At 75.1% G+C, this 22,802-nt stretch carries 24 protein-coding genes; 12 read left to right on the plus strand and 12 right to left on the minus strand.

Going from position 1 to position 22,802, the window contains the following annotated elements; genetic code table 11:
- The first annotated feature begins 43 nt into the window (after positions 1-43).
- The 5 genes from IE99_RS0121855 to IE99_RS0121875 all read left to right on the plus strand — a co-directional run bounded on the left by IE99_RS0121855 (position 44) and on the right by IE99_RS0121875 (position 5,827).
- Complete coding sequence (locus IE99_RS0121855; RefSeq protein WP_030173929.1) at positions 44-925, plus strand: TIM barrel protein; 882 nt, start codon at positions 44-46, stop codon at positions 923-925.
- Positions 922-1,866, plus strand: coding sequence for a 5-dehydro-2-deoxygluconokinase (iolC, locus tag IE99_RS0121860; RefSeq protein WP_030173932.1), 945 nt, complete (start codon positions 922-924; stop codon positions 1,864-1,866). The genes IE99_RS0121855 and iolC overlap by 4 nt, the downstream gene beginning before the upstream one ends.
- Entirely contained in the window at positions 1,863-2,723 is an 861-nt protein-coding gene (iolB, locus tag IE99_RS32770; protein ID WP_030173935.1) for a 5-deoxy-glucuronate isomerase, read from the plus strand. Before iolC ends, iolB begins: the two co-directional genes overlap by 4 nt.
- A complete protein-coding gene (gene iolD, locus IE99_RS0121870; protein WP_030173938.1) occupies positions 2,720-4,552 on the plus strand; it encodes a 3D-(3,5/4)-trihydroxycyclohexane-1,2-dione acylhydrolase (decyclizing) in 1,833 nt (610 codons plus the stop codon). The genes iolB and iolD overlap by 4 nt, the downstream gene beginning before the upstream one ends.
- Before the next feature lie 141 nt (positions 4,553-4,693).
- A complete protein-coding gene (locus IE99_RS0121875) occupies positions 4,694-5,827 on the plus strand; it encodes a VldE C-terminal domain-containing protein (RefSeq protein WP_030173941.1) in 1,134 nt (377 codons plus the stop codon).
- 12 nt (positions 5,828-5,839) lie between these two features.
- Here the strand turns inward: IE99_RS0121875 and IE99_RS0121880 are convergent, their stop codons facing one another.
- The 4 genes from IE99_RS0121880 to IE99_RS0121895 form a co-directional block, all read right to left on the minus strand.
- Entirely contained in the window at positions 5,840-7,840 is a 2,001-nt protein-coding gene (locus tag IE99_RS0121880; RefSeq protein ID WP_084219765.1) for a SpoIIE family protein phosphatase, read from the minus strand.
- Between the two features lie 144 nt (positions 7,841-7,984).
- Positions 7,985-8,761, minus strand: a complete 777-nt coding sequence (locus IE99_RS0121885; protein ID WP_030173947.1) for an SDR family oxidoreductase — start codon at positions 8,759-8,761, stop codon at positions 7,985-7,987.
- 64 nt (positions 8,762-8,825) lie between these two features.
- Positions 8,826-9,683 (minus strand): spermidine synthase, encoded by an 858-nt coding sequence (locus IE99_RS0121890; protein ID WP_030173950.1) that lies wholly within the window; start codon positions 9,681-9,683, stop codon positions 8,826-8,828.
- Between the two features lie 34 nt (positions 9,684-9,717).
- On the minus strand, positions 9,718-9,924 hold the full coding sequence (locus IE99_RS0121895; RefSeq protein ID WP_030173953.1) for a DUF5988 family protein: 207 nt from the start codon (positions 9,922-9,924) through the stop codon (positions 9,718-9,720).
- A 148-nt stretch (positions 9,925-10,072) separates the two neighbouring features.
- Here IE99_RS0121895 and IE99_RS30590 point away from each other — a divergent pair, with 148 nt between their 5' ends.
- Positions 10,073-11,026, plus strand: a complete 954-nt coding sequence (locus IE99_RS30590) for a hypothetical protein (RefSeq protein WP_051712980.1) — start codon at positions 10,073-10,075, stop codon at positions 11,024-11,026.
- A 37-nt stretch (positions 11,027-11,063) separates the two neighbouring features.
- Positions 11,064-12,104, plus strand: coding sequence for an MBL fold metallo-hydrolase (locus tag IE99_RS0121905; RefSeq protein WP_030173958.1), 1,041 nt, complete (start codon positions 11,064-11,066; stop codon positions 12,102-12,104).
- A gap of 4 nt (positions 12,105-12,108) precedes the next feature.
- Here IE99_RS0121905 and IE99_RS0121910 read toward each other — a convergent pair whose 3' ends face one another.
- Positions 12,109-12,741, minus strand: coding sequence for a TIGR03086 family metal-binding protein (locus IE99_RS0121910; protein WP_051712982.1), 633 nt, complete (start codon positions 12,739-12,741; stop codon positions 12,109-12,111).
- A gap of 144 nt (positions 12,742-12,885) precedes the next feature.
- On the opposite strand from IE99_RS0121910, the gene IE99_RS33565 reads away from it, so the two are divergent.
- Together IE99_RS33565 and IE99_RS33570 are read left to right on the plus strand one after the other, a co-directional pair.
- Complete coding sequence (locus tag IE99_RS33565; RefSeq protein WP_342666239.1) at positions 12,886-13,173, plus strand: hypothetical protein; 288 nt, start codon at positions 12,886-12,888, stop codon at positions 13,171-13,173.
- 2 nt (positions 13,174-13,175) lie between these two features.
- Positions 13,176-13,409 (plus strand): HEPN domain-containing protein, encoded by a 234-nt coding sequence (locus IE99_RS33570; RefSeq protein ID WP_342666240.1) that lies wholly within the window; start codon positions 13,176-13,178, stop codon positions 13,407-13,409.
- A gap of 61 nt (positions 13,410-13,470) precedes the next feature.
- Here IE99_RS33570 and IE99_RS0121920 read toward each other — a convergent pair whose 3' ends face one another.
- Complete coding sequence (locus tag IE99_RS0121920) at positions 13,471-13,680, minus strand: DUF5302 domain-containing protein (RefSeq protein ID WP_030173964.1); 210 nt, start codon at positions 13,678-13,680, stop codon at positions 13,471-13,473.
- Positions 13,681-13,829: 149 nt separating this feature from the next.
- Between IE99_RS0121920 and IE99_RS0121925 the strand changes: the two genes are divergently transcribed.
- Positions 13,830-15,209, plus strand: coding sequence for a cytochrome P450 family protein (locus tag IE99_RS0121925; RefSeq protein ID WP_030173967.1), 1,380 nt, complete (start codon positions 13,830-13,832; stop codon positions 15,207-15,209).
- Positions 15,210-15,212: 3 nt separating this feature from the next.
- Here IE99_RS0121925 and IE99_RS0121930 read toward each other — a convergent pair whose 3' ends face one another.
- Together IE99_RS0121930 and IE99_RS0121935 are read right to left on the minus strand one after the other, a co-directional pair.
- Positions 15,213-16,640: an aminotransferase class V-fold PLP-dependent enzyme gene (locus IE99_RS0121930; protein ID WP_245623305.1), complete on the minus strand. Its 1,428-nt coding sequence runs from the start codon at positions 16,638-16,640 to the stop codon at positions 15,213-15,215.
- Positions 16,641-16,692: 52 nt separating this feature from the next.
- A complete protein-coding gene (locus IE99_RS0121935) occupies positions 16,693-17,046 on the minus strand; it encodes a DUF7668 domain-containing protein (RefSeq protein WP_157610434.1) in 354 nt (117 codons plus the stop codon).
- A gap of 100 nt (positions 17,047-17,146) precedes the next feature.
- Between IE99_RS0121935 and IE99_RS0121940 the strand changes: the two genes are divergently transcribed.
- A complete protein-coding gene (locus IE99_RS0121940) occupies positions 17,147-17,557 on the plus strand; it encodes a DUF2795 domain-containing protein (protein ID WP_030173975.1) in 411 nt (136 codons plus the stop codon).
- A 91-nt stretch (positions 17,558-17,648) separates the two neighbouring features.
- Here the strand turns inward: IE99_RS0121940 and IE99_RS0121945 are convergent, their stop codons facing one another.
- The 4 genes from IE99_RS0121945 to IE99_RS0121960 are packed head-to-tail and all read right to left on the minus strand — an operon-like array spanning position 17,649 to position 22,036.
- Positions 17,649-19,190, minus strand: a complete 1,542-nt coding sequence (locus IE99_RS0121945) for an FAD-dependent oxidoreductase (protein ID WP_051712984.1) — start codon at positions 19,188-19,190, stop codon at positions 17,649-17,651.
- 58 nt (positions 19,191-19,248) lie between these two features.
- A complete protein-coding gene (locus IE99_RS0121950) occupies positions 19,249-20,130 on the minus strand; it encodes a prenyltransferase/squalene oxidase repeat-containing protein (RefSeq protein ID WP_030173980.1) in 882 nt (293 codons plus the stop codon).
- 51 nt (positions 20,131-20,181) lie between these two features.
- Complete coding sequence (gene murA / locus IE99_RS0121955) at positions 20,182-21,483, minus strand: UDP-N-acetylglucosamine 1-carboxyvinyltransferase (RefSeq protein ID WP_030173983.1); 1,302 nt, start codon at positions 21,481-21,483, stop codon at positions 20,182-20,184.
- Between the two features lie 55 nt (positions 21,484-21,538).
- Complete coding sequence (locus IE99_RS0121960) at positions 21,539-22,036, minus strand: VOC family protein (protein ID WP_051712985.1); 498 nt, start codon at positions 22,034-22,036, stop codon at positions 21,539-21,541.
- A 47-nt stretch (positions 22,037-22,083) separates the two neighbouring features.
- Between IE99_RS0121960 and IE99_RS30595 the strand changes: the two genes are divergently transcribed.
- On the plus strand, positions 22,084-22,743 hold the full coding sequence (locus IE99_RS30595) for a TetR/AcrR family transcriptional regulator (protein WP_051712987.1): 660 nt from the start codon (positions 22,084-22,086) through the stop codon (positions 22,741-22,743).
- The last annotated feature ends 59 nt before the right edge of the window (positions 22,744-22,802 follow it).

Raw genomic sequence — 22,802 nt, forward strand, 5'->3', positions numbered from 1 at the left:
TGGGGCACGGGCCGGGTCATCGTGGGCAGCGGAGGGTGAGCCGATGATCCAGGATCGTGTCGCGGGTGCCCCGATCTCCTGGGGGGTCTGCGAGGTGCCCGGCTGGGGGCACCGGATGGAGCCCGCGCGGGTGCTGGCGGAGATGCGCGCCGCCGGCCTCGCGGCGACCGAGTTCGGGCCGGACGGCTACCTGCCGCGCGGCCCGGCCGAGCGGAGCGCGCTGCTGGACGGCCACGGGCTGCGGCCGGTGGGCGGCTTCGTCCCGGCGGTGCTGCACGATCCCGGGCACGATCCGCTGCCGGGCGTCCATGCCGCGCTTGACCGGTTTGGAGTGGAACGTTCCAGAACCGGGCTCGTCCTCGTGCTGGCCGCCGTCCACGGTGGAGACGGCTACGACGCGCGCCCCGGCCTCGACGCGTCCGGCTGGGCGGCCCTGCTCGCCAACCTCGACCGCATCGCGGCGCAGGCCGCGTCGCGCGGCGTCCGCGCCACGCTGCATCCGCACGTGGGGACGATGGTGGAGCGCCCCGACGAGATCCAACGGGTCCTGGACGGCTGCGGCGTCCAGCTCTGCCTCGACACCGGACATCTCCTGATCGGCGGCACCGACCCCGGGGAACTGGCCGCGGCCTTTCCCGACCGCACCGGCCACGTCCATCTCAAGGACGTGGACGCCGCCCTCGCGGGCAAGGTGCGGACAGGCGGGACGACGTACACCGAAGCGGTCCGCGGCGGCCTCTACCGGCCGCTCGGCACGGGCGACGTGAACGTCGCCGGGATCGTCTTCTCCCTGGAGAACGGCGGCTACGACGGCTGGTACGTCCTCGAACAGGACACCGCTCTGGACGGCGAGCCGCCGCCCGGATCGGGGCCCGTCAACGACGTGCGGGCCTCCGTCGCCTTCCTGAGCGGGCTCCTGGCATGACCGGGTTCGACGTCATCACGATGGGGCGGGTGGGCGTCGACCTGTATCCGCTGCGGTCCGGCGTCCCCCTGGACGAGGTGGACACGTTCGCCCGGTTCCTCGGGGGCAGCGCCACGAACGTCGCGGTCGCCGCCGCCCGGCACGGCCGCTCCGCCGCCGTCATCACCCGCACCGGCGCGGACCCGTTCGGCCGGTTCGTCCACCGCGCTCTGGACGGCTACGGGGTGGACACCCGGTTCGTCGCGGACGTCCCCGGCCTGCCGACGCCGATCACGTTCTGCGAGCTGTTCCCGCCCGACGACTTCCCGCTGTACTTCTACCGCCATCCCAAGGCGCCTGACCTGGAGATCCGCGCGGAGGATCTCGACCTCGCCGCGATTACCGGCGCCGGGATCCTCTGGACGACCCTGACCGGCCTGTCCGCCGAGCCGTCCCGCACGGCGACCCTCACCGCGATGGCCGCCCGCCCCCGCGACGCCCTCACCGTCCTGGACCTGGACTACCGCCCCATGTTCTGGGAGTCCCCCGACGAGGCCCGGCTCCAGGCGCACACCGCCCTGGAGCACGCGACGGTCGCCGTGGGCAACCTCGCCGAATGCGAGGTGGCGACAGGGGAGGGCATTCCCGAACGGGCGGCCCGGGGCCTGCTCGACCGGGGCGTCCGCCTCGCCGTCGTGAAACGCGGCCCGGACGGCGTCCTGGGGATGACCGCCGACGGCACGGTGGCGGAGGCGAAACCCGTGCCGGTCGAGGTCGTGAACGGCCTCGGGGCGGGCGACGCGTTCGGCGGCGCCCTCTGCCACGCCCTCCTGTCCGGCAGGCCCCTCCGCCGCGCCCTCGCGTTCGCGAACGCGGCGGGCGCGATCGTCGCGTCCCGCCTCTCCTGCTCCGACGCCATGCCCGACACCGCCGAGGTGACGACGCTCCTGGAGACGATGTGAAGCCGGAACTCCATCGGCCCGCGGCGGCGACCGCCGCCGCGCCCTACGCCCTGCAGATCACGCCCGAGGACGCCGGATGGGAGTTCTGCGGCCTGCGGGTGCTCGAGCTTGCCCCCGACGGCTCCCACACGTTCCGGACGGGCGGGTTCGAGATGCTCGTGCTGCCGCTGGCCGGGAGCTGCCGGGTGCGGTGCGACGGGGCGGAGTTCGAGATCGCCGGGCGGCCGGGCGTGTTCGAGCGGGTCACCGACTTCGCCTACGTGCCGAGGGACGCCGAGGTGACGGTGTCGAGCCGGGACGGCGGGCGGTTCGCGCTGCCCGCCGCGCGCTGCGGCCGGCGGCTCGCCCCGCGGTACGTCCCGGCGGAGAAGGTGCCGGTCGAGCTGCGGGGGGCGGGACCGGCCGCGCGGCAGGTGAACGGCGTCGCGACGCCGGAGGCGTTCCCGGACGCCGACAGGCTCATCGTGTGCGAGGTGCTGACCCCCGGCGGGAACTGGTCGTCGTACCCGCCGCACAAGCACGACGAGGAACGGCCCGGCGAGTCCGCGCTGGAGGAGATCTACTACTTCGAGGTCGCCGGCCCGTCCGGGATGGCGTACCAGCGGGTGTACGGCGCGGCCGACGTCCTCGCGGAGGTCCGGACGGGGGACGTGGTGCTGGTTCCGCGCGGCTGGCACGGGCCGTCCATGGCGGTGCCCGGTCACGACCTGTACTACCTGAACGTGATGGCGGGGCCCGGGGCGGAGCGGGCGTGGCGGATCTGCGACGACCCCGCGCACGCCTGGGTGCGGGACGCGTGGACGTCGTGGCCCGCCGACCCCCGCCTGCCGATGACCTCCCCGGAGGGACGCGCATGAGGCTCACGGTGGGGCAGGCGATCGTCCGGTTCCTGGCGGCGCAGCGCACCGAGCGCGACGGGGAGGAGCGGGCCCTGTTCGCGGGCTGCCTCGGCATCTTCGGGCACGGCAACGTGGCCGGGCTGGGCCAGGCGCTCCTGGAGGAGGGGTCGCTCCCCTACCTGATGGCGCGCAACGAGCAGGCGATGGTGCACGCCGCCGCCGGGTACGCGCGGGCGAGCGACCGGCTCTCGGCGTTCGCGTGCACGACGTCGGTCGGTCCGGGCGCGACGAACCTGGTGACGGGCGCGGCGCTGGCGACGATCAACCGGCTGCCGGTCCTCCTCCTGCCCGGCGACGTGTTCGCGACCCGCACCGCGAACCCCGTCCTCCAGGAACTGGAGGACCCGAGGTCGTACGACGTGTCGGTGAACGACTGCCTGCGGCCGGTGTCGAGGTACTGGGACAGGATCGACCGCGCCGAGCAGCTGCCCCCCGCGCTGCTCGCCGCGACGCGCGTGCTCACCGACCCGGCGGAGACGGGCGCCGTCACCCTGGCCCTGCCGCAGGACGTTCAGGCCGAGGCGTACGACTGGCCGGACGCGCTGTTCGCGCCGCGCGTCTGGCGGATCCCCCGCCCGGTACCGGAACCGGCGGCGCTGGAACGGGCCGCCGCCCTGCTGCGCGGCGCGCGGCGCCCGCTGATCGTGGCGGGCGGCGGCGTGATCTACTCGCGGGCCACCGGCGTCCTCCGGGAGTTCGCGGAACGGACGGGCGTCCCCGTCGCGGAGACGCAGGCGGGCAAGGGGTCGCTGCCGTGGGACCACCCGTGCGCGGCCGGCGCGATCGGCGTGACGGGCACCACCGCCGCGAACGCGCTCGCCCGCGACGCCGACGCCGTCCTCGGCATCGGGACCAGGTACAGCGACTTCACGACCGCGTCCCGGACCGTCTTCGCCGCACCGGACGTCCGGTTCGTCAACCTGAACGTCGCCGCGTTCGACGCCGCCAAGCACGCGGGCGAGGCCCTCGTCGCCGACGCGCGCGAGGGCCTGGCGGCCCTGGGCGGGGCGCTGGCCGGCTGGTCCGTCCCGGACGGGCACAGGGTCCGGACCCGGGAGCTGGTCTCGGCGTGGAACGCCGTCGCCGACCGCGCCCTCTCCCCCGGCGGCCACATGCGGCCGGGCCAGCCGGAGATCATCGGGATCGTCAACGAGGAGGCCGGGCCGCGCGACGTCGTGGTCTGCGCCGCCGGCAGCATGCCGGGCGACCTGCACAAGCTATGGCGGACGCGGGACCCCAAGGGCTACCACGTCGAGTACGGCTACTCCTGCATGGGCTACGAGATCGCGGGCGGGCTCGGCGTGAAGATGGCCGACCCGTCGCGCGAGGTGTTCGTCCTGGTCGGCGACGGGTCGTATCTGATGATGGCGCAGGAGCTGGTCACGGCCGTCGCGGAGGGCGTGAAGCTCGTCGTCGTGATCGTCCAGAACCACGGCTACGCGTCGATCGGCGCGCTGTCGGAGTCGGTCGGCGCCGAGCGGTTCGGCACCCGGTTTCAGACCGCGGCCGGCGGGCCGCTCCCGGTCGACCTCGCGGCGAACGCCGCCGGCCTCGGCGCGGAGGTGCACCGCGCGTCCGACGCCGAAGGGTTCCGCGCCGCGCTCCGCAAGGCGATCGCCGCGGATCGCACGACCGTCGTCCACGTGGAGACCGATCCGGGCATCGCCGCGCCCGGCAGCGGGGCGTGGTGGGACGTCCCGGTCGCCGAGGTCTCCGGGCGGCCCGCCGCCCGCGCCGCCCGCGCCGCCTACGAGGAGGCCAGGAGCGCCCAGCGCCGCCACCTCTGATCCGGCCGCGGTCTGCGGAACCCGGCCGGGTCCGGCGGACGGGGGGCGCGGCACCGGTCCCGTCCTCTACGATGCCGCAAAGGGGAGAGATCGGACGCGAGCCCCTCCTCGCGCCGAAAACGGACCGGAAGTCGGGTGCGGATGCGCAGTGCGGTGCCCGCGGCGATCGGGGTGGCGATCGCCGCCACCCTCGCCGTCGACGTCGTGATGATCGTTTCGGACGGGCCGGAGCGGGCGCAGGAGCGTCCCGGGAACCTCGTCTCGGTATCGCCGGAGACGGCCGCGGCTCCGCCCCCGGTGGCGCCGCTGACCCGCCGCTACACCCCGCACCTGCTCATCGCCTCCGCCACGCCGCTGCCGCCCGCCGCGATCGAGCGGGCGCGGCGGCTCAAGGGCGTCGCCGGCGTCACGGTCGTCGACGCGGCCCGCACCCGTGTCGGCAAGCACCACGTGGGGCTGCTCGGCGTCGACCCGTCCGCGTTCCGGGCGTTCGCGCCGCAGCGGACCGCCGAGTCCGACCAGCTGTGGCAGGCCGTCGCGGACGGCGCGCTCGCCGTCTCCTTCGACCTCGGCCAGGGCGGGTCGCTCCCGCTCGGGCAGATCGTCACGGCGGGCAGCAGCACCAGGCCGGGCCAGGTCAGGATCGGCGCCTACGCGTCCATGGGGATCGGCAGCGTGGACGCCGTCGTGTCGCGCGAGCAGGCGCGGGCGCTGGGCATGCCCGCCGGGAACGGGCTGGTGCTCAGCGCCCCGAAGGCGGACGCGAAGAAGCTCACCGCGATGCTGAGGAGGATCCTGCCGCGCGGGACGAAGGTGGCGGCGCTGAAGGCGACCACCGCGCGGGAGGCGACCCCGAAGGGGCAGCCGCGCGTCACGTTCCGGCCGGACGGCGTCCGCGGCGTCCGCACCCCCATCACCGGGAACATGATGACGCCGACGATGCGCGGCGTCGTCGTGGAGCTGAACTCGATGTTCGGGCCGTTCCCGGTGATCGGCTGCTACCGGACGACGGGCGACCCGCAGGACCACGGCCTCGGCCGCGCCTGCGACTTCATGGAGGGTCCGGGCGGGGTGCTGCCGAGCACGTCCGCGCAGCGGCACGGCGACCAGGTCGCCCAGTACGCGATCAGCAACGCGCGGCGGCTCGGCATCTCCTACGTCATCTGGAAACAGCACATCTGGAACGTCCGCGGCGGCGGCTGGCGGAAGATGGAGAACCGCGGCAGCCTCACCCAGAACCACTACGACCACATCCACATCTCGGTGCTGCGCTGAGGCGGATGGAGGTCAGGGCAGGTCGAGCTCGCACCAGACGACCTTGCCGTCGGCGGTGCGGCGCACCCCCCAGCGGCGCGACAGGCGCCGGACGACGTGCAGCCCCCGGCCGGACTCGGCCATCGCGGCCGCGTCGTCCGGACGCATCCGGGGCCGGCCGTCGGCGGTGTCGAACACCTCGCAGACCAGGCTTCCGTCGCGGACGAGCCGGACGCGGACCCGGCCGCCCGCGTGCGCGATCGCGTTCGTGACCAGCTCCGACACCACCAGCGCCGCCGTATCGGCCAGATCGTCCAGGCCCCACGCGGCGAGCCGGGCGCGCACCAGGCCCCGCGCGCGGCGCACCGCGGCCGGCTCGGCGGGCAGCTCCCAGGAGGCGTGCCGGTCGGCGGGCAGCCGGCCGAGCCGCGCCACCAGCATCGCGATGTCGTCGCGGTGCTCGTCGTCGTAGACGCCGTCGAGGGCGTCCCCGCACAGCTCGTTCAGCCGGCGCTCCGACGCGCCGGCGGCGAACGTGGCGCGCAGGCGCGCCAGGCCGTCATCGATGTCGCGGGCGCGGTTCTCGACCAGGCCGTCGGTGTAGAGGAACAGCAGGGTGCCCTCCGGGACGGTGAACTCGCGGCTGCTGATGGGGCCGTCGCCGACGCCGAGAGGCGGGGCGGGCGGGACGTCGAGGAACTCGGCGTCCGCGCCGGGCGGGGCGAGCAGCGGCGGGAGGTGCCCGGCGCTCGCCGCCTCGCAGCGGCCGCTCACCGCGTCGTAGACGACGTAGGCGCAGGTCGCGAAGTGCGGTTCGCGCTCGCCGAGGGTCCGCATGAGGGAGTCGAGCCGCTCCAGGGCCTCGGCGGGCCGAAGCTCCAGGTCGGCGAGGGTGTGGATGGCGGTGCGGAGCCGGCCCATCGTGACCGCGGCCTTCACCCCGTGGCCCGCGACGTCCCCGACGACGAGCGCGACGCGTCCGCCCGGCAGCGCGATCGACTCGTACCAGTCGCCGCCGACCTCGATGAGCCGCCCGCCCGGCAGGTAGCGGTGGTGGACCTCCACGGGGGCGGGCGCGGACAGGTCGGTCGGCAGCAGGCTGCGCTGCAGCGTCAGCGCGGTCGCCCGCTCCCGCGCGTACTGGCGGGCGCTCTCGACCAGGATCGACGCGCGGGACGCGAACTCCATCCCGATCTCGAGGTCGTAGGGGTCGAACGGGCGGTGCCCGGCCCCGCGCAGGCACGCGAAGAAGCCGAGCACGCCCGCCGCCGACGTGACCGGCAGCAGCACCATCGAGCTGTCCCGCAGCAGGTCCGCGACCGGCGGGCGGCTCCACCCGTCCGCGAGGCCGGCCGCGGCGGCGGCGTCGAGCACCGTGCGGACCGCCTCGCCCGTGCGCACGCACCGCTCGTACGGGCCGTCCGGCGGGTAGGCGATGACCTCCCCGGTGGGGAACGCCGCGTCCCAGGCGGGGTCGTCGTCGGCGACGCCGATCGCCATCCGGCGCATGAGCAGCCCGTCGGCGTGCTCCTCGTCCGGGTTCACGAGGTTCTCGCGCAGCAGCAGCGCCCCGGACGTGCAGAAGTGCGGGACGAGCACGTCCATCAGCCCGCGGGCGAGGAGCTCCAGGTCGAGCGCGGCGCCGAGCCGGGGCAGCGCGTCGTCCAGCAGCGCCCGGCGGATCACGGCGGGGTCGACGAAGCGGTCGGCGAGCGGCACCGGCACCCGCACCACGGCGAGCACCGCGACATCGGCCGCGCCGCCCGCGCCCTCCCCCGCCGGGGAGGCACCGCCGTCCAGCGCCGCGCCGAGCATCGGGTGGACGGTCACGACGGCGTCGAGGACGCCGCCGTCCCGGGTCTCGACGGGCAGCATCGCGGTGCGCTCCCGCCCGGCCCGCAGGGCCTCCAGCAGCGGCCTGCGCGCACCGCCGATCACGTCGTCGAGGTGGGCGCCGAGCAGCCCGTACCCCGGCGCGGACAGCACGGCGGCGGCGTTGCGGTCGAACTGGAGTATTCGCCCCGACGGATCCATGCCGAGAATCAGAATTCGCGTGGACGCCTCCATCGCTCGATTATGGAACACGGCGCGACCCGGCGCGGCCGATACGGCAGGTGAATCCGGGCCGGAAATCCCGCCGCTCCGGTTTCTCGGCAGGAACGGCAGGTCCGGGGATTTTCATTTCCGGCGGCCGAGGAACTCCCGCCAGGTGCGCTCGCCTGCGACATGTCCGGGAGCCAGATTGTGTCCTGCCCGGAATCCGCGCATGGCGCGTCCCGGAATGCGCAGGGGCAGCAGAACGCGCCGCCGTCCGGTGGCGGCCAGGTACGAGCGGGCGAGTTCCGCGAACGTGAACGTCTCGGGGCCGCCCATGTCCTCGGCGCGTCCGGCCGCGCCGGGCGCGAGCGCCAGTTCCACCAGCCGCGCGGCGACCTCGCCGGCGTCGATCGGCTGGACCCGCAGACCGGCCGGGACCGGGAGCACGCCCGGCACCTTGGCGAGGGCCTCCAGGATCATCGCCGGAAAATCGTGGAACTGGGTCGTCCGCAGGACGGCGTACGGCAGGCCGCCATTCTCGATGTAGCGCTCCACGGCATATTTGGCCTGGTAATAACCGAACGGGATGCGGTCGACGCCGACGATCGAGATGTAGACCAGCCGCGGGCTCCCGTTCGCCCGCGCCGCCTCCACCAGCGTCCGCGCGGCGGACAGTTCCCCTTTCGGCCGGCGGGCGTCGCTCGCGCAATGCACGATCACGTCCATGCCCGCGGCGGCGCCGGCGATCCCCTCGCCGGTCGCGAGGTCGCCGCGATGCCAGATCACCCCGTCCGCCGAGGGCCGCTCCGCGCGGCTGAGCGCGTGCACCTCCACGCCGGGCGGCCCGTGCGGCGCTGCGAGCAGGCGGACGACGTGCGAGCCGAGCGTGCCGCTCGCACCGGTGACGAGAATCCTCATGGTCCCTCCCAGGTCCTTCACCAGGGGAGACGGGAAGCCTCTGCGGGCCGTGACATGACCTGCGTCACGCTCGCCCGAACACCTGGGGCGGCGGCACCGGCGCGGCGAACTCCTCGCCGTCGCGCAGCGGCGCGGCGCCCGCGCAGAACGCGGCCAGGGCGTCGCCCTCGACGAGCCGCGCCCGCGCGATCCCGCCCGCCGCGACCCGCGCCAGCTCCGCGACCGGCAGCGGCTCCCGCGACCCGGCCAGGATGAGGTTGCCGAACCGCCGGCCGCGCAGCACCCCCGGCTCGCCCATCAGCAGCGTGTGCCGGAACACCGACCGCACGGTGGCGGCGGCCCGGCGCGCGAACGGCAGCCGGAACCCGTCCGCGACGTTCAGCAGGTACACGCCGCCGGGCCGCAGGACCCGCGCCGCGTCCAGCACGAACTCGCGGGTCGCGAGCTCGGCCGGCATGACCGCCTCGGTGAACGCGTCCGTCACCACGAGGTCGTCGGCGCCGTCGGGCAGCGCTGCGAGCCCCTCACGCCCGCCGGTCACCCGGATCCGCAGGCCCGGCATGCCCTTCACCGGCAGCCGCTCCCGGACGAGCCGCACCAGCTCCCCGTCCGGCTCCAGGACCACCTGCCGCGAGCCCGGACGGGTCGCCGCGATGTAGCGGGGCAGCGTGCAGCCGGCGCCGCCGACGTGGACCGCGTCGAGGGCCGCTCCGGCCGGCGCCAGCCGGTCGACGACGTCGCCCATCAGCCGCATGTACTCGAAGTCGAGGTACGTCGGGTCGGACAGGTCCACGTACGACTGCGGCACGCCGCCGACGAGCAGGACCCAGCCGCCGTCGCGGTCGGCGTCGCGCAGCAGCTCCGTCCGGCCGCCGCCCGTCGCGCGGGTGTCCGCCGCCTCCCGCCGCCCTCTGCGCGCCATGCCCCCACAGTAAGGGCCCCGGCGGCCGGGACGGTCAGGCGCCGCCGCCCGTCCGGCCCGACCACCGGAACACCGGGAGCCTCCCGTGCGGGGTGTCCCGGTGCCGGGCGGTCGCCTTGAAGTGCTCGTAGCCGCCGCGGAACGGCAGCCTCACCTCGACACCGGGAGGGATGATCGGCGCGATCCGGTCGGGCAGGTCGGCGGGACCGCCCTCCAGGAAGGCCTTCAGAGAGGTGTCCATGGGGCGATGGTCACACGGCTCCGACGCGCGGCCAATGACCCCGGGGTCGCATCCGTGCGACCTCCGCGTCATCGCGGCCTTCGGGCCGAGCGGTGCCCACGACCTCCACTCCGATGCCCCGCGGGCGCGAGCGGGTAGGGACCCTGGCGTGGACTTCACCTCCGCCGCCGATGAGCTGTACGGGGTCGCGCCGACCGGATTCGTGGCGGCGCGGACCCGGCTGGCCAAGGCCGCCCGGTCCGCCGGCGACCCCGGCCTGGCCCGCCGCATCGGCGCGCTGCGCCGCCCCGCCCCGGCCGCCTGGGCCGTGAACCTCCTGGCCCGCGGCGCCGCCGGTGACCTCGCCGCGCTCCTGGACGCGGGCGCCGCCCTCCGCGCCGCGTGGGCGTCCGGTGCCGGCCTGGCCGATCTGGAGCGCCGCCGCACCGATCTGCTGGCACCCCTCGTCCGCCGCGCCGCCGACCTGGCGTCGGAGGCGGGGCAGCCGCTGCGGGAGCAGGCCGTTCGGGAGATCGAGGAGACGCTCCTCGCCGCCACGGTGGACGCCGGGACCGCCGAGCGGGTCCGCGAAGGCCGCCTGACCCGCCCCCAGAGCCACACCGGTTTCGTCCTGTCGGGCTTCCCCGCCGAACCGGGCGCATCGCGGACCGCGAAGGCGACCGCGCTGCGCCGCACGCGCCCGGCGGGAGCGGAGCCGGCGGAGGCCACCCGGCCGCGCGCCGCCGTCAGGAGTACGGGGGCGCCCCCGAGCCAGGACGAGGTGAGGGCCGGCCGGGCGGGTGAGCCTGCGAAGGCGGACAGGGCCGGCAAGGCCGAGGTGGCGCGGCGGCGCCTGGGCAGGGCGGAGCGCGTGCTGGCCGAGCGGGAGGAGCGGGCCGCCGAGGCCGCGGAGACCCTGCGGGCGGCCTCCGGGGAGGTCGGGCGGTTGCGGCGGGCGCTGGAGCGGGCCACCGCCGAGCGGGACGCCGCGGGGCGGCGGGCCGAGCGGGCCGAGGCCGCGCGGGAGCGGGCGGCGGAGGCCGTCCGGGACCTGCGGGACGCGGTGGAACGTGACACACGGCACGTCCGGTCCCGTGCCGCCGGGGATCCCGGGCTCAAGTAGCCTGTTTTAGAACAGGATTCGACTTTGCCCGGGAGGCATGGTGACGGCGACGTCGGTGGAGCAGGCGGCGGACTGGACCGAGCCCGGCGCCCATCCCGTGGCGCCGGGGGTGCACCGGATCCCCCTGGCGCTGCCGATTCCCACGCTGCACGCCGTCAACGTGTACGTGATCGAGGACGACGCGGGGCCGGTCGTCGTCGACTCCGGATGGGCGATGCCCGACAGCCGGACCGCGCTGGAGGACGCGCTGCGCACGCTCGGGCACACCCCCGCGGACGTGGCGCAGTTCGTGGTGACGCACGCCCACTGGGACCACTACTCACAGGCGCTGCACCTGCGGGAGGAGTTCGGGACGCGGGTGCGGATCGGCCGCGGCGAGCGGCCGTCCATCTCGGCCTACGACACCCGCAAGGGCCTGCACCCGCGCCAGGTCGACCTGCTGCGGCGCGCCGGCGCGGACGCCCTCGCCGAGGTGATCGCGGGCACGCCGCCGACCCGCGAGGAGCGGAAGGTCCCGCACACGATGCCGGACGGCTGGCTCGACGACGGCGAGCGGATCGAGCTGAACGCCCGGGGCCTGGACGTGTTCGAGACGCCCGGCCACACGCGCGGCCACATCGTCCTGCGGGACGCGGCGGCCGGGCTGCTGTTCGCGGGCGACCACATCCTGCCGCACATCTCCCCGTCGATCGGCCTGGAGACGGAGCCGGAGCCGAAGCCGCTGCGCAGCTACCTGGACTCGCTGCGGCTCGTCCGGGACATGCCCGACACCCTGCTGCTGCCCGCGCACGGCCCGGTCACGCCGAGCACCCACGTCCGCGTCGACGAGCTGCTGGAGCACCACGCGGAGCGGCTCGACGCGGCCGCCGCGCAGGTCCGGGCGGGGCACGCCACCGGGTTCGAGGTCGCGGCCGCCATGCCGTGGACGCGCCGCAAGCGCAGGCTGGACGACCTCGACGCGTTCAGCCAGATGCTCGCCGTCCTGGAGATCGAGGCGCACCTCGACGTCCTCGCCGACCGGGGCGTCCTGGACGCGCACGAGGAGGGCGGCGTCCGCCGCTACGCCGTCCGGGCCTGACCGGTCAGGCGGCGTCCGGCTCGCGGCCGAGGTGGGCCAGGAGGCGGGCGGCGGGCCCGGCGCCGTCCGGGACGGGGAGCGGCGGCGCGAACAGGCCGTCGCGGGTCCCGGCCGTGACCGCGAGGGGCGCGAGCCGCAGCAGGCGGCCGGCGAGCGCGGGCGGGATCGGGCGCGGACGGCCGGTGGCGCGGGCGATGTCCCAGCCGTGGACGGCGATCTCGAGCGCGCCGGTGGCGCCGACGACCGCGGCGTGCAGGGGATGCCCGGCGATCGCGATGTCGGGGTGGCCCGCGGCGGTCCACGCGCCGAGCAGCCGCGCCGTCGCGGCGCGGACCGTCCGGACGGGGCGGTCGGCAGGGCCCTCCTCGGACGCGAGCACGTCCCGGCGGCCGGGGCCGGCCTCTCCCCCACCCGGCGCTTCCAGGGTCAGAACGCCGCTGCCCAGGGCCTCGGCCAGGGCCGTCAGGGAGTCCGCCAGGTGGTGGAGCAGCATCCCGAGGTCCCAGTCGCGGCAGGGCGTCGGCGCCCCGAGCATGGACGGGGTGACGGTGGCAAGACGGCCCAGCATGTAGGCGGCGGAGCGCTCCAGCAGCCCGGACGCGTGTTCGTGCAGAGCCGCCGCGGCGATCGTGTCCATGGGGGCCTCGTCTCCTCGCGGGGATGTGCGGTCACGGGTACCGACCGCACGGGGCGGCGAAAGTCACCGCCGGACGCCCCGCAAGATCGCGGCGCGGGCGCCGGATAGGCTTGACGTCCGCCCCCGGAGACCAAGGAGCGGCGGATGGCGCTCGCCCCCGGATCCACGGTGATCACCTCGCCCGCCGAGCTGCGCGAGCTGCTCGGGACCCCGATGCGGCGGGCCGTCGACAAGGAGCGCCGCGCGCTGCACCCGCGCGACCGCCAGTGGCTGGCGCTGTCGCCCCTCGTCCTCATCGCGACCAGCGACGCGGACGGCGACTGCGACGTCTCACCCAAGGGCGATTCTTCCTCATCCCGGGCCGCGGCGAGACGCTGCGGATCAACGGCCGCGCCCGCCTGCTGCGGGACGCCCCGTTCTTCGACGAGATGATCGTGAAGGGGCACCGGCCCGCGCTGGCGCTGGTGGTGGAGATCGACCAGATCTTCTTCCACTGCGCGAAGGCGCTGATGCGCTCGAAGCTGTGGCGGCCGGACACGTGGACGCCGGACGCGCTGCCCTCGCAGGCACGGATCGTCAAGGAGGTCCAGCGCACCGAGGAGACCCTCGAAGAGCTGGAGGCGTACTACGCGCAGGCGTCCTACGCGGAGAAGCTCTACAACGGCTGACGCGCGGTTCCCTGGGACGGCCTCCGATGACGGGGCCGTCCCAGAAGGACGTGCGCGCTCGTCAGCCGCTCTTGCGGCGGAACTGGCGCTGGTGGTCGGCGCGCTCGTGGGCGCCGCGCACCTTCGGGCCTCCCCTGCCCGCCCCCGCGCCGCTCTTCGCGTCCGTCGCGCCGCGCTTGCGTTCCAGGGCCTCCCGGAACCGGCGCTTCACCGCGTCCTCGGCGCCCTCCGCGCCCTCGGACGACCCGGCTTCCTCCGGCGACTCGGCCATGCGGACCTCCAGTTCTCGTGTCGGACCTCCCCAGCGTCCCATACCCGGACGGGACCGGCGGACCACCCCGCGGGCGCCCGCACTCCGAACGTAAGGAAGATTTCACTTGATCCACTCGAAACGGTCTTGATTCTCTAGGGTGAGGCCTCGTGGACCCCCAGACCGAAGCCGCACCCGCGCACGCCCCGCTGGAGTCGCTCGACCTCCAGCCCCTGATGACCCGCGACTACGACTCCCGCCCGGCTCTGTTCTACGAGCGGCTCCGCGCCGAGCACGGCCCGATCGCGCCCGTGGAGATCCTCGGCGTCCCGGCCTGGCTGGTGCTCGGCTACCCGCAGATGCTCGACGTCCTGCGCGACACGCGCGGCGTGTGGAGCCGGCGGCCCGACGCCTGGCGCGCGCTGCGCGAGGGCCGGGTGCCGGCCGACTGGCCGCTGCTGCCCGCCTTCACCTTCGACGCGTCCTCGTTCAAGGACGGCGCGGAGCTCACCCGCCTGCGCACCGCGTGGTCGGAGGGCGTCCGGCCGTTCCAGGACCGCACCCGGCCCCAGGCGAAGGAGCTGGAGCACGCGGTCCAGGTCTACGCCGACGAGCTGATCACCGCGCTGGCGGAGGGCGGCCGCACCGGCACGGCCGACCTGTCCGTCCAGTACGCGCGGCCGCTGCCGCTGATGGTGCTGAACCGGCTGCTCGGCGTCCCGGCCGGCGGCCGGAGCGAAGAACTGATCATGGACGTGTGGCGGACGATGGACGCCACGCCCGACGCGGCCGAGGCGCAGATCCGGCTGATCACCGAGATCGGCGAGGTGTGCGCCGCGAAGTCGGCCGCGCCCGGCCAGGACCTGCCGTCGTTCATGCTGGCCGCCGTTCCCGACCTCGCCCTGGACGAGCTGACCCGCGAGATCAGCATGCTCACCGGGTTCATCGCCGACCTGACCGGCGCGCTCATCGGCAACACGGTCATCGAGGTGATCTCCGGGACCGGCGGGGCGCGCGAGAGCCTGTCCGCCGGGATGATCCAGGAGGCCGTCAACCGGGCGATGATCTCCAGCCCGCCGATGGCGAACATGGCGTTCCGGTGGCCGCGGACGGACGTGCGGATCGGCCGGTACACGGTCGCCGCGGGAGACCCGGTCATGCTGTCGCCCGCCGCCGCCCACCTCGACCCGGCGTTCACCGGCGGCATGTCGCCCGACGCCCTCTACAGCTCCCGCGCGCACCTCGGCTGGGGCGCGGGCGCGCACGCCTGCGTCGGACGGGAGTTCGCCACCACCATCGCCACGATCGCCGTGGAGCGGCTCTTCGACCGGTTCTGCGCGCTGCGTCCCGCGCTGCCGCCGGACCAGCTGCCGTGGCGGTCGTCGCCGATCACACGGGGCCTGCGCTCCCTGCCCGTCCACTACGAGCTGGCCAAGGAGCCGGCCGCGCCCGCCGCCGAGGAGCCCGTGACGCCCATGCAGGCGGAGGAGGACCGCGAGGCGGCGTCGCTGGTGCGGCGCATCCTGCGGATCATGCGCCGCGCGTCCTGACCCTCAGAGGGCCGCGCGGATGCGCGCCCACGCCTCCCGGACGTGCTCGTCCCGCGTGGCGGGCGCGCCGATCGCCATCCTCAGCCACACCCGGCCCCCCGCCCGGGTGTGGCTGAGGTACAGGTCGCCGGAGGCGTTGAGCCGCTCCATCAGCGCCAGCGTCGCCGCGTCGGCCTCCTCGCCGGTGCGGCCCTCCCAGCGCGGGCGGAAGCACACCAGCCCGAACGGGTGGTGGTCCCGGACCTCGAACGCGGCGTCGTCCGCGATCCACCCGGCGAGGTCCTTCGCGAGCCGCACCCCCGTCCGGACGTGCTCGCGCAGCCCCTCCGCCCCGTACCAGCGGATCACCGACCACAGCTTCAGCGCCCGGAACCGGCGGCCGAGCGGGATCTGCCAGTCGCGGTAGTCGACGACCTCCCCCGACGCCGACGCCTGGTTGCGCAGGTACTCGGGCAGGATCGACAGCGCGCCCGTCAGGGAGTCCCGGTCGGCGACCCACAGCGCGTTGCAGTCGAAGTTGGTGAGCAGCCACTTGTGCGGATCGGTGGCATAGGAGTCGGCGTACTCGGCCACCCCGTCGTTGACCCACCGCAGCTCCGGGCAGACCGCCGCGACGCCCGCGTACGCGGCGTCCACGTGCAGCCAGGCCCCGTGCCGGCGGCAGACCGCGCCGATCGCGGGCACCGGGTCGACCGCCGTCGTGGACGTCGTGCCGACGGTCGCGCACACCAGGACCGGGACGGCGCCCGCCGCGACGTCCTCGGCGATCAAGGCGTCGAGCCGCGCGGGGTCCATGGTCAGGGCGGCGGGGTCGACGTCCACGACCCGGACGTTCGCGGCGCCGATCCCCGCGACCCTCGCCGCCTTCTCCAGCGACGAGTGCGTCTCCGAGCTGACGTAGACGGTGTGCCGGCCGCCGATCCCGTCGCGTCCGGCCGCGCCGCCCGTCGCCCGGTGCAGCGCGGCGACGATCGCGACGAGCGCGGCGCTGGACGCCGAGTCCTGGATGACGCCCGCGCCGCGGAACCGCTCGGGCAGCCCGAGCAGGCCGGCGAGCCAGTCGAGCGTCCGCATCTCCAGCTCCGTGCACGCGGGGCTCGTCGCCCACAGCATGCCCTGGACGCCGAGCCCCGCCGAAAGGAGGTCGCCGAGGATCGCCGGGCCGCTCGCGTTCGCCGGGAAGTAGGCGAAGAACCCGGGGTGCTGCCAGTGCGTGACCCCCGGCATGATCACCCGCTCCAGGTCGGCGAGGACGTCCTCGAACGCCTCGCCCCGCTCCGGCGCTGCCTCGGGCAGCCCGGCCAGGATCTCCCCCGGCCGCGTCGCCGACAGCACCGGATACGACGCGATCTTCTCCTGGTAGTCGGCGATCCAGTCGATGACCTGCTTGCCGTACCGGCGGAACTCCTCCGGCGTCATGTGCCCGGCCAACCGTTTCCTCCCTGCCCGCACCCTTTGGGGTCCGATCGGCATCCTACGCAGGTCAGGGGATGTCGAGGCCGTCCAGGCCGACGGTCCACACGCCGTCCATCACCTCGGTGAGCGTCACCGACAGCAGCAGGCCGCCCCGCCCCTCGCGGACCGTCCAGAGGGGGAAGTCGACCCGGTACGCGCGCTCGTCGGGCTCGGCCGCCTCGACCTCCATCGTCGCGAGGTCGTCGCGGAACGCCTCGTCCGGCGGGGTGATCGGCCGCCGCCCGGACGCCTCGATCACCGCGGCCATCCGCGCCGCCGTCAGCGTCCGCGCCTCCGTGAGCGTCTCCAGCTCCTCGAAGTCGCCCCGGACGAGCAGCCCCACCACGACCCGCAGGGCGCGTACGCCCTCCTCCGGCACCATGCGGCACACCGTACCCGCGATCGGGTCCCCCGGTTTGGACATCCCCGCGCGGGAACGATTCCTCGCGTACGCGCCCAGGGCGATCACGGGAGGACGAGCGATGAGCGAGCAGAGCGGCAAGCACGGCCCCAAGCTGGAGGACGAGATCGTCTCCGAGACCGAGGGCATGGTCCGCGGGCACCACGCGACGCACGCCGAGGAGTTCAAGGAACCCGAGCCGTACGCGGACGGCGACCCGTCCTGGGACCCGGGCACGCCCGGCGCCGACCCGCGCGAGGGATCCCCGCCCGGGATGACCACCCAGGGCGTCGAGGACCGCAGCGCCCTCGCCCGGCTCCTCGCCGGCGTCCGCTACCCGGCCCGCCCGAACGCCCTCATCGACCACGCGTCCGACGCCGGCGCCCCCGACGCGGCGATGGTCGAGCTGGAGCGGCTGCCGGACCGCGAGTACGAGAACATCGCCGACATCGCCGAGGAACTCGGCTACGGCCGCGAGGAGCGCCGCTACTGAGCCGTGTCCACGTCCCGCCCGGCCGGCCGGCCGGTTCGCCTCACCGGCCGGGCGGGACGTTCGCGCGCGGCGCTCCCGGCTCGACGCGCTCCTAGCGCGACGCGTCGCGGGGGAGGGCCTCGGCGGGGTGGGCGTGATGGCGTTCGGCGGGACGGCCGCACCAGTGGGCCAGGGCCTCCCTGATCGCGGCGGCGCGGCGGTCCGGGGCGGTCTCGTCGCACGCCCACGCGATGTACCCGTCGGGGCGGACGAGCGCCGTCGTCCGGGTCGCTCCCCCGGCCAGGGCGCAGCGCACGCGGCCGGGCCAGCACCTGGTCGCCAGGTACGTCACCGCCGGGTCGTTCGCCCCCACCACGAGGACGAACCGGCCGTCGCCCAGCAGCCCGTACAGGCGGCCCGGGTCGCCCGCCAGGGGCACATCGGGCGCGCGCCTGCCGGTCAGCCGGTGCGCGCCGCGCGGCGCCGGATAGGCGATGTCGATCCCGGAGACCGCCCCCGCGAGCCGCCGCGCCACCGCCGGGATCCGGGACGCCGACCACGCCACCGCGTCCCGGGCCGCGCGCAGCGGCAGCGGCTCCACCAGGGCGCCGCGCAGCAGCGCGCCGCTCCCCCGGACGACGAGCCGGCCGACCGGGTACCGCTCCTCGTGGTAGGAGTCCAGCAGCCAGGACGGCGCCCAGCCCTGGAGTTCCGCGGCGAGCTTCCAGCCGAGGTTCGCGGCGTCCTGCAGGCCCGTGTTCATGCCAAGGCCGCCGACCGGGGAGTGGACGTGGGCGGCGTCGCCGGCGAGGAGCACCCGCCCCACCCGGTAGCGGGGGACCTGCCGCTCGTCGCTGTGGAACCGGGACGTCCAGCGCGCCTCCCCCATCCCGAAGTCGCCGCCGAGGGTGCGGCGCAGGACGGCGCGGAGCTCGTCCAGGTCGACGGGCTCGGAGTCGGGGGCCTGGTGCCGCCGGTTCCAGCCGATCACCCGGTACCAGCCGTCCCCGAACGGGACGACGAACCCCAGCGCGTCCCGCGACGACCCCACGGTGACCGCCTCGGCGGGCGGGTCGTCCAGCCGGACGTCGGCCAGCATCACCGACCGGACCGCGGACCGGCCCGGGAACGGCAGGCCAAGGGCACGCCGCACGGTGCTGCGCACCCCGTCCGCGCCGACCACGTAGGAGGCGCGGCGCGTGGTGCGGTTCCCGTCCGGGTCGCGGACGTCCACGTCGACGCCCTCCACGTCCTGCCGCAGGCCGGTCACCTCGGCGCCGTGCACGATCCGGGCGCCGGCGGCGAGCGCCCGCTCGCGCAGCACCCGCTCCGTCTCGTACTGCGGCGTGATCAGGACGTACGGGAACCGGCCCGGCAGCCGCGACAGCGACAGCCGCGCCGCCCCGAGCGCCCGCACCCGCCGGACCCGCGCGCCGGTCGCGACGAGGCCGGCGGCCACACCGCGCGCGTCGAGCAGTTCCAATGTCCGGGCGTGCACCGCGAACGCGCGGGTCAGCGTGCTCGTCTCCGCCTCCCGGCGCTCCAGCACCGTGCACGCGACGCCGGCCGCGGCGAGATCGCCCGCCAGCAGGAGCCCGGTCGGGCCGGCCCCCACGATCAGCACGTTCCCCACCGGGGTTCCCCTGGGCGACATCCCGTTCCCCTCTCGCTTCGCGACCGCGCGAGAGGTCCCTACCCGGACGACCGGCGCGTCACCCCGCGCGGGACAGGATCCGGACCGCGTTCACCGTCGCGTATCCGCGCCATTCCAGGGAGGCGGCGGGCGAGTGGGCGGCGAAGTCGACGGACCAGCCCCCGTCCTCCCGCTGCCCGGCCGCGAGCCGCTCCAGCTCGTCCCGGACGACACGCGGGTCGAACAGCGCGCGCACCGGCGTACCCGGGTCGGGGGCGAAGTCGAGAGGACGCATCATCTCGTCCTCCAGGCCGCCCTCGACATGGACGCGTCCGTCCGGCGGGAGGAACGCGCCCAGCTCGGCGATCAGGCCGGCGGCCTCGGGCTCGCGGTCGTGGACGGCGTCCAGGAACCGCAGCGAGAACGACAGGACCAGCGCGTGCGGCTCCTTCTCGAGCGCCCGGACGGCGTCCAGGCAGTAGCGCGTGGCACGGGCGAGCCACGGATGCGCGGCGACCGCCGGATCGTGCCGCGCGACGCGCTGCGCCATCGCGGTGACCGCGGCGGTGATCTGGAGCGAGGACGCCCGCGGGTCGGCGCCCGTCCAGAACGGCGCGCACGCCGCCGGATCGGGCACCGGCAGGGCGAACGGAACGCCCCCGTCCGGGAGCGCCGCGCCCGCCAGCCAGTCGCAGAGCGCCGCCGACTCCGGAACGGGCTCCGGGCCGAGTTCGGCCAGCACCTCGAACGCGTGCAGCGCCGCCGCGGGCTGGCTCGTCCGGGACCGCAGGTCGGGTTCGAGGCCCCACCCGTATCCGCCGTCGGGGTTGCGGTAGGAACCGAGCGCCGCCCGCACCGCGGCCCGGTCGCCGCAGCCCCGCAGCAGGTCGAACCGGCGCCGGTCGAGCGGGCGCGCGTGCGCGGCCATGAAGCCGGCGGCCGCCTCGAGATCGAAGGTCATCCCCCCAGCATGGCCGCCGCGCGCCGCCCGATCTTGCAGGTTCCGGACGTGTCAGCCGGCGCGCAGCGCGAGGCCCAGCGCCCGGAACTGCTCGACCGGCCGGTGGTAGCCACGCTCGATGTGGTGGACGCCCCGCAGCGTGGACGGCCCCTCCGCCACCGCGGCCGCGAGCACCGCCGAGAAACCGGCGCGGATGTCGGGCATCGTCACGTCCCCGCCGCGCAGCTTGCTGACGCCCCGCACGACCGCCGAGTGCAGCGCGGGCGTGTCGTGGTACCGGCAGGCGGGGCCGCCGAGGCACGTGTCGTACACCTCGATCTCGGCGCCCATGCTCTTCAGCGCCGGGACGTACGCGAGCCGGTTCTCGTACACGGTCTCGTGCAGCACCGACATGCCGTCCGCCTGCGTGAACAGCACCATCAGCGGGGTCTGCCAGTCCGTCGCGAACCCGGGATGGGTGTCGGTCTGGACGGCCGCGGGCAGCAGCCCGTCCGGCGCCGACGCCATGATCCAGTCGTCGGTGATGTCGAACCGCGCGCCCATCCCGGTCAGGGTGGTGATCGCCGTGACGAGCCGGTCCTGCGGGCAGCCGTGCACCCGCACCTCGCCGCCCGTCACCAGCCCCGCCACCAGGTACGAGAACGCCTCGATCCGGTCGCCGGCGAGCCGGGTCTGCGCGCCGCTGAGCCGCTCGACGCCCTCGACGACGATCCGCCGGTCGGGCGCGAACGAGATCCGCGCGCCCATCCGCTGCAGGAACAGCGCCAGCTCGACGATCTCCGGCTCCATCGCCGCGTTCCGGATGACCGTCCTGCCCTCCGCCCGCACCGCCGCGAGCAGCACCGTCTCGGTGGCGCCGACGCTCGGGTACGGCAGGTCGATCCGCGTCCCGGCGAGCCGGGTCGCGCGCGCGTGGATGCCGTCCGCGGCGAGGGTGACCTCCGCTCCGAACCGGCGCAGCGCCTCCACATGGAAGTCGACCGGCCGCCGCCCGATGGGGTCGCCGCCCACCAGCGGGACGAACGCCTCACCCGCCAGGTGCAGCAGCGGACCCAGCATCAGGATCGGGATCCGGTTCAGCCCGGTGAACGCCTTGCCGACGCTCGGGTCCGTCACCGGACCCGGCACGATGGTGATCTCCTCCGCGGACCGCTCGACGCCCATTCCGACGTGCTCCAGCATGCCCGCGGTGATGCCGACCTCGCCGACGTCCGGCGCGTTGCGGATCGTGCTCGCCTCCGCGCCCAGCATCGCCGCCACCATGTGCTTGCTGACGGCGTTCTTCGCGCCCCGCACGGTGACGTCGCCGCGCAGCGGCCCGGACGGTTCGATCTCCCACAGCTTCTCGCTCACGACGTGCAGCCTAAGCCCGCCGCGCCGATGCGCGGACCGGTTCGGGCATCCGGTTTCACCCGCTTTCCGAGCGGCTCCCCGTGCGGTGCTCCCGCTCCCGCCGCTCGGCGGACTCGCGCGGATCGTCGATCCGCGTCGGCCCGTCACCGTCCAGTTCCGTGTGCCGCTCGGTCGTGTAGAAACGCACTTCGTGCCCGTCGGGATCGTGCAGCTCGGGCAGGACCCATCCGATCGTGGCAAAGTGGACGCCGGCGTGGGCTTCGCCGAGCCGCGCGAGCCGCTCGGCGAGTTCCTCGATCGTCTTCTTGTCGGGGACCCCGATGGCGAAGTAGTCGAATCCGGCGGCCGCGCGGGCGCGCTCGGGATCGAGCCTGAGCGCCAGCCCGGGACCGCCGTCCGGATGCTCCAGGGCGACCCCCATGAGGGTCCCCTTCTCGACGAACTCGACCGCCACCTCGTAGCCGAGCCGTGACCGGTACCAGTCGATCGACCGCTCCAGGTCGCCGACCGGCAGCTTCAGATGATGGACCCCGTCCAACCGCGGTACGGACATCGCTCCCCTTGCAGTACCACTGCATTGTTACAGTTATGCTGCAACGTATGAACGACCCCGTCAAGGGTCTCCGCGCGGCCCGGACCGCGGAGACCGAGGAGAAGATCCTGCGTGCCGCCACGGATCTCTTCGTCCGGCAGGGCTACGCGGCCACCACCCTTACCGCCGTCGCGGCGCAGGCCGGCGTCGCGCCCCGCACCGTCTATGTCCGGTTCGGCACGAAGGCGGCGCTACTCAAGAGAGCGGCCGACGTCGCCATGGCCGGCGACACGGCTCCCATCGACATCCGCGGCCGCGACTGGTTCGTCCGGGCACGCACCGCCCCCACCGCCGAAGCCCGCATCGCGGCCCTGGTCACCGGCGGCCGGCACATGCTGGAACGCTCTGGCGACATCCTCGCCGTGGCCCTGGAGGCCGCCGCCACGGAACCCGACCTCGCCGCCGCCGCACAGGCCGCCCGCGAAGCGACCCACGAGAACATCCGCCTCTTCTGGACGGACATGGCCCGGGATTCCCTCATCGGCCCGGACGCCGACCTCGACTGGCTCATCGACACCACCACGGTCCTGGTGCACGCGGAGACGTATCTCCTGGCCCGCAAGATGATCGGCTGGGACCCGGCGGCCTACGAGGAATGGCTGACCATTACCCTCACACGGATGTGCGCAAATGAGAAAGGCCCCGCCTTTCGGCGGGGCCTTCTCTGATATGTGTCCGGCGGCGTCCTACTCTCCCACACGGTCTCCCATGCAGTACCATCGGCGCT

Source organism: Spirillospora albida, assembly GCF_000718255.1.
Lineage (GTDB): Bacteria > Actinomycetota > Actinomycetes > Streptosporangiales > Streptosporangiaceae > Spirillospora > Spirillospora albida.

What these genes read in the sequence shown, in the direction of transcription:
- IE99_RS0121855 (WP_030173929.1), top strand. Translation starts at nt 44, where the DNA reads ATGATCCAGGATCGTGTCGCGGGTGCCCCGATCTCCTGGGGGGTCTGC.
- IE99_RS0121945 (WP_051712984.1), bottom strand. Translation starts at nt 19,190, where the DNA reads ATGTCGCCCAGGGGAACCCCGGTGGGGAACGTGCTGATCGTGGGGGCC.
- IE99_RS0121960 (WP_051712985.1), bottom strand. Translation starts at nt 22,036, where the DNA reads ATGTCCGTACCGCGGTTGGACGGGGTCCATCATCTGAAGCTGCCGGTC.
- IE99_RS0121905 (WP_030173958.1), top strand. Translation starts at nt 11,064, where the DNA reads ATGGTGACGGCGACGTCGGTGGAGCAGGCGGCGGACTGGACCGAGCCC.
- IE99_RS30595 (WP_051712987.1), top strand. Translation starts at nt 22,084, where the DNA reads ATGAACGACCCCGTCAAGGGTCTCCGCGCGGCCCGGACCGCGGAGACC.
- iolC (WP_030173932.1), top strand. Translation starts at nt 922, where the DNA reads ATGACCGGGTTCGACGTCATCACGATGGGGCGGGTGGGCGTCGACCTG.
- IE99_RS0121885 (WP_030173947.1), bottom strand. Translation starts at nt 8,761, where the DNA reads ATGAGGATTCTCGTCACCGGTGCGAGCGGCACGCTCGGCTCGCACGTC.
- IE99_RS0121935 (WP_157610434.1), bottom strand. Translation starts at nt 17,046, where the DNA reads ATGGTGCCGGAGGAGGGCGTACGCGCCCTGCGGGTCGTGGTGGGGCTG.
- IE99_RS0121940 (WP_030173975.1), top strand. Translation starts at nt 17,147, where the DNA reads ATGAGCGAGCAGAGCGGCAAGCACGGCCCCAAGCTGGAGGACGAGATC.
- IE99_RS33565 (WP_342666239.1), top strand. Translation starts at nt 12,886, where the DNA reads ATGGCGCTCGCCCCCGGATCCACGGTGATCACCTCGCCCGCCGAGCTG.
- iolD (WP_030173938.1), top strand. Translation starts at nt 2,720, where the DNA reads ATGAGGCTCACGGTGGGGCAGGCGATCGTCCGGTTCCTGGCGGCGCAG.
- IE99_RS0121920 (WP_030173964.1), bottom strand. Translation starts at nt 13,680, where the DNA reads ATGGCCGAGTCGCCGGAGGAAGCCGGGTCGTCCGAGGGCGCGGAGGGC.
- IE99_RS0121875 (WP_030173941.1), top strand. Translation starts at nt 4,694, where the DNA reads ATGCGCAGTGCGGTGCCCGCGGCGATCGGGGTGGCGATCGCCGCCACC.
- IE99_RS0121895 (WP_030173953.1), bottom strand. Translation starts at nt 9,924, where the DNA reads ATGGACACCTCTCTGAAGGCCTTCCTGGAGGGCGGTCCCGCCGACCTG.
- IE99_RS0121910 (WP_051712982.1), bottom strand. Translation starts at nt 12,741, where the DNA reads ATGGACACGATCGCCGCGGCGGCTCTGCACGAACACGCGTCCGGGCTG.
- IE99_RS0121950 (WP_030173980.1), bottom strand. Translation starts at nt 20,130, where the DNA reads ATGACCTTCGATCTCGAGGCGGCCGCCGGCTTCATGGCCGCGCACGCG.
- IE99_RS0121880 (WP_084219765.1), bottom strand. Translation starts at nt 7,840, where the DNA reads ATGGATCCGTCGGGGCGAATACTCCAGTTCGACCGCAACGCCGCCGCC.
- IE99_RS0121890 (WP_030173950.1), bottom strand. Translation starts at nt 9,683, where the DNA reads ATGGCGCGCAGAGGGCGGCGGGAGGCGGCGGACACCCGCGCGACGGGC.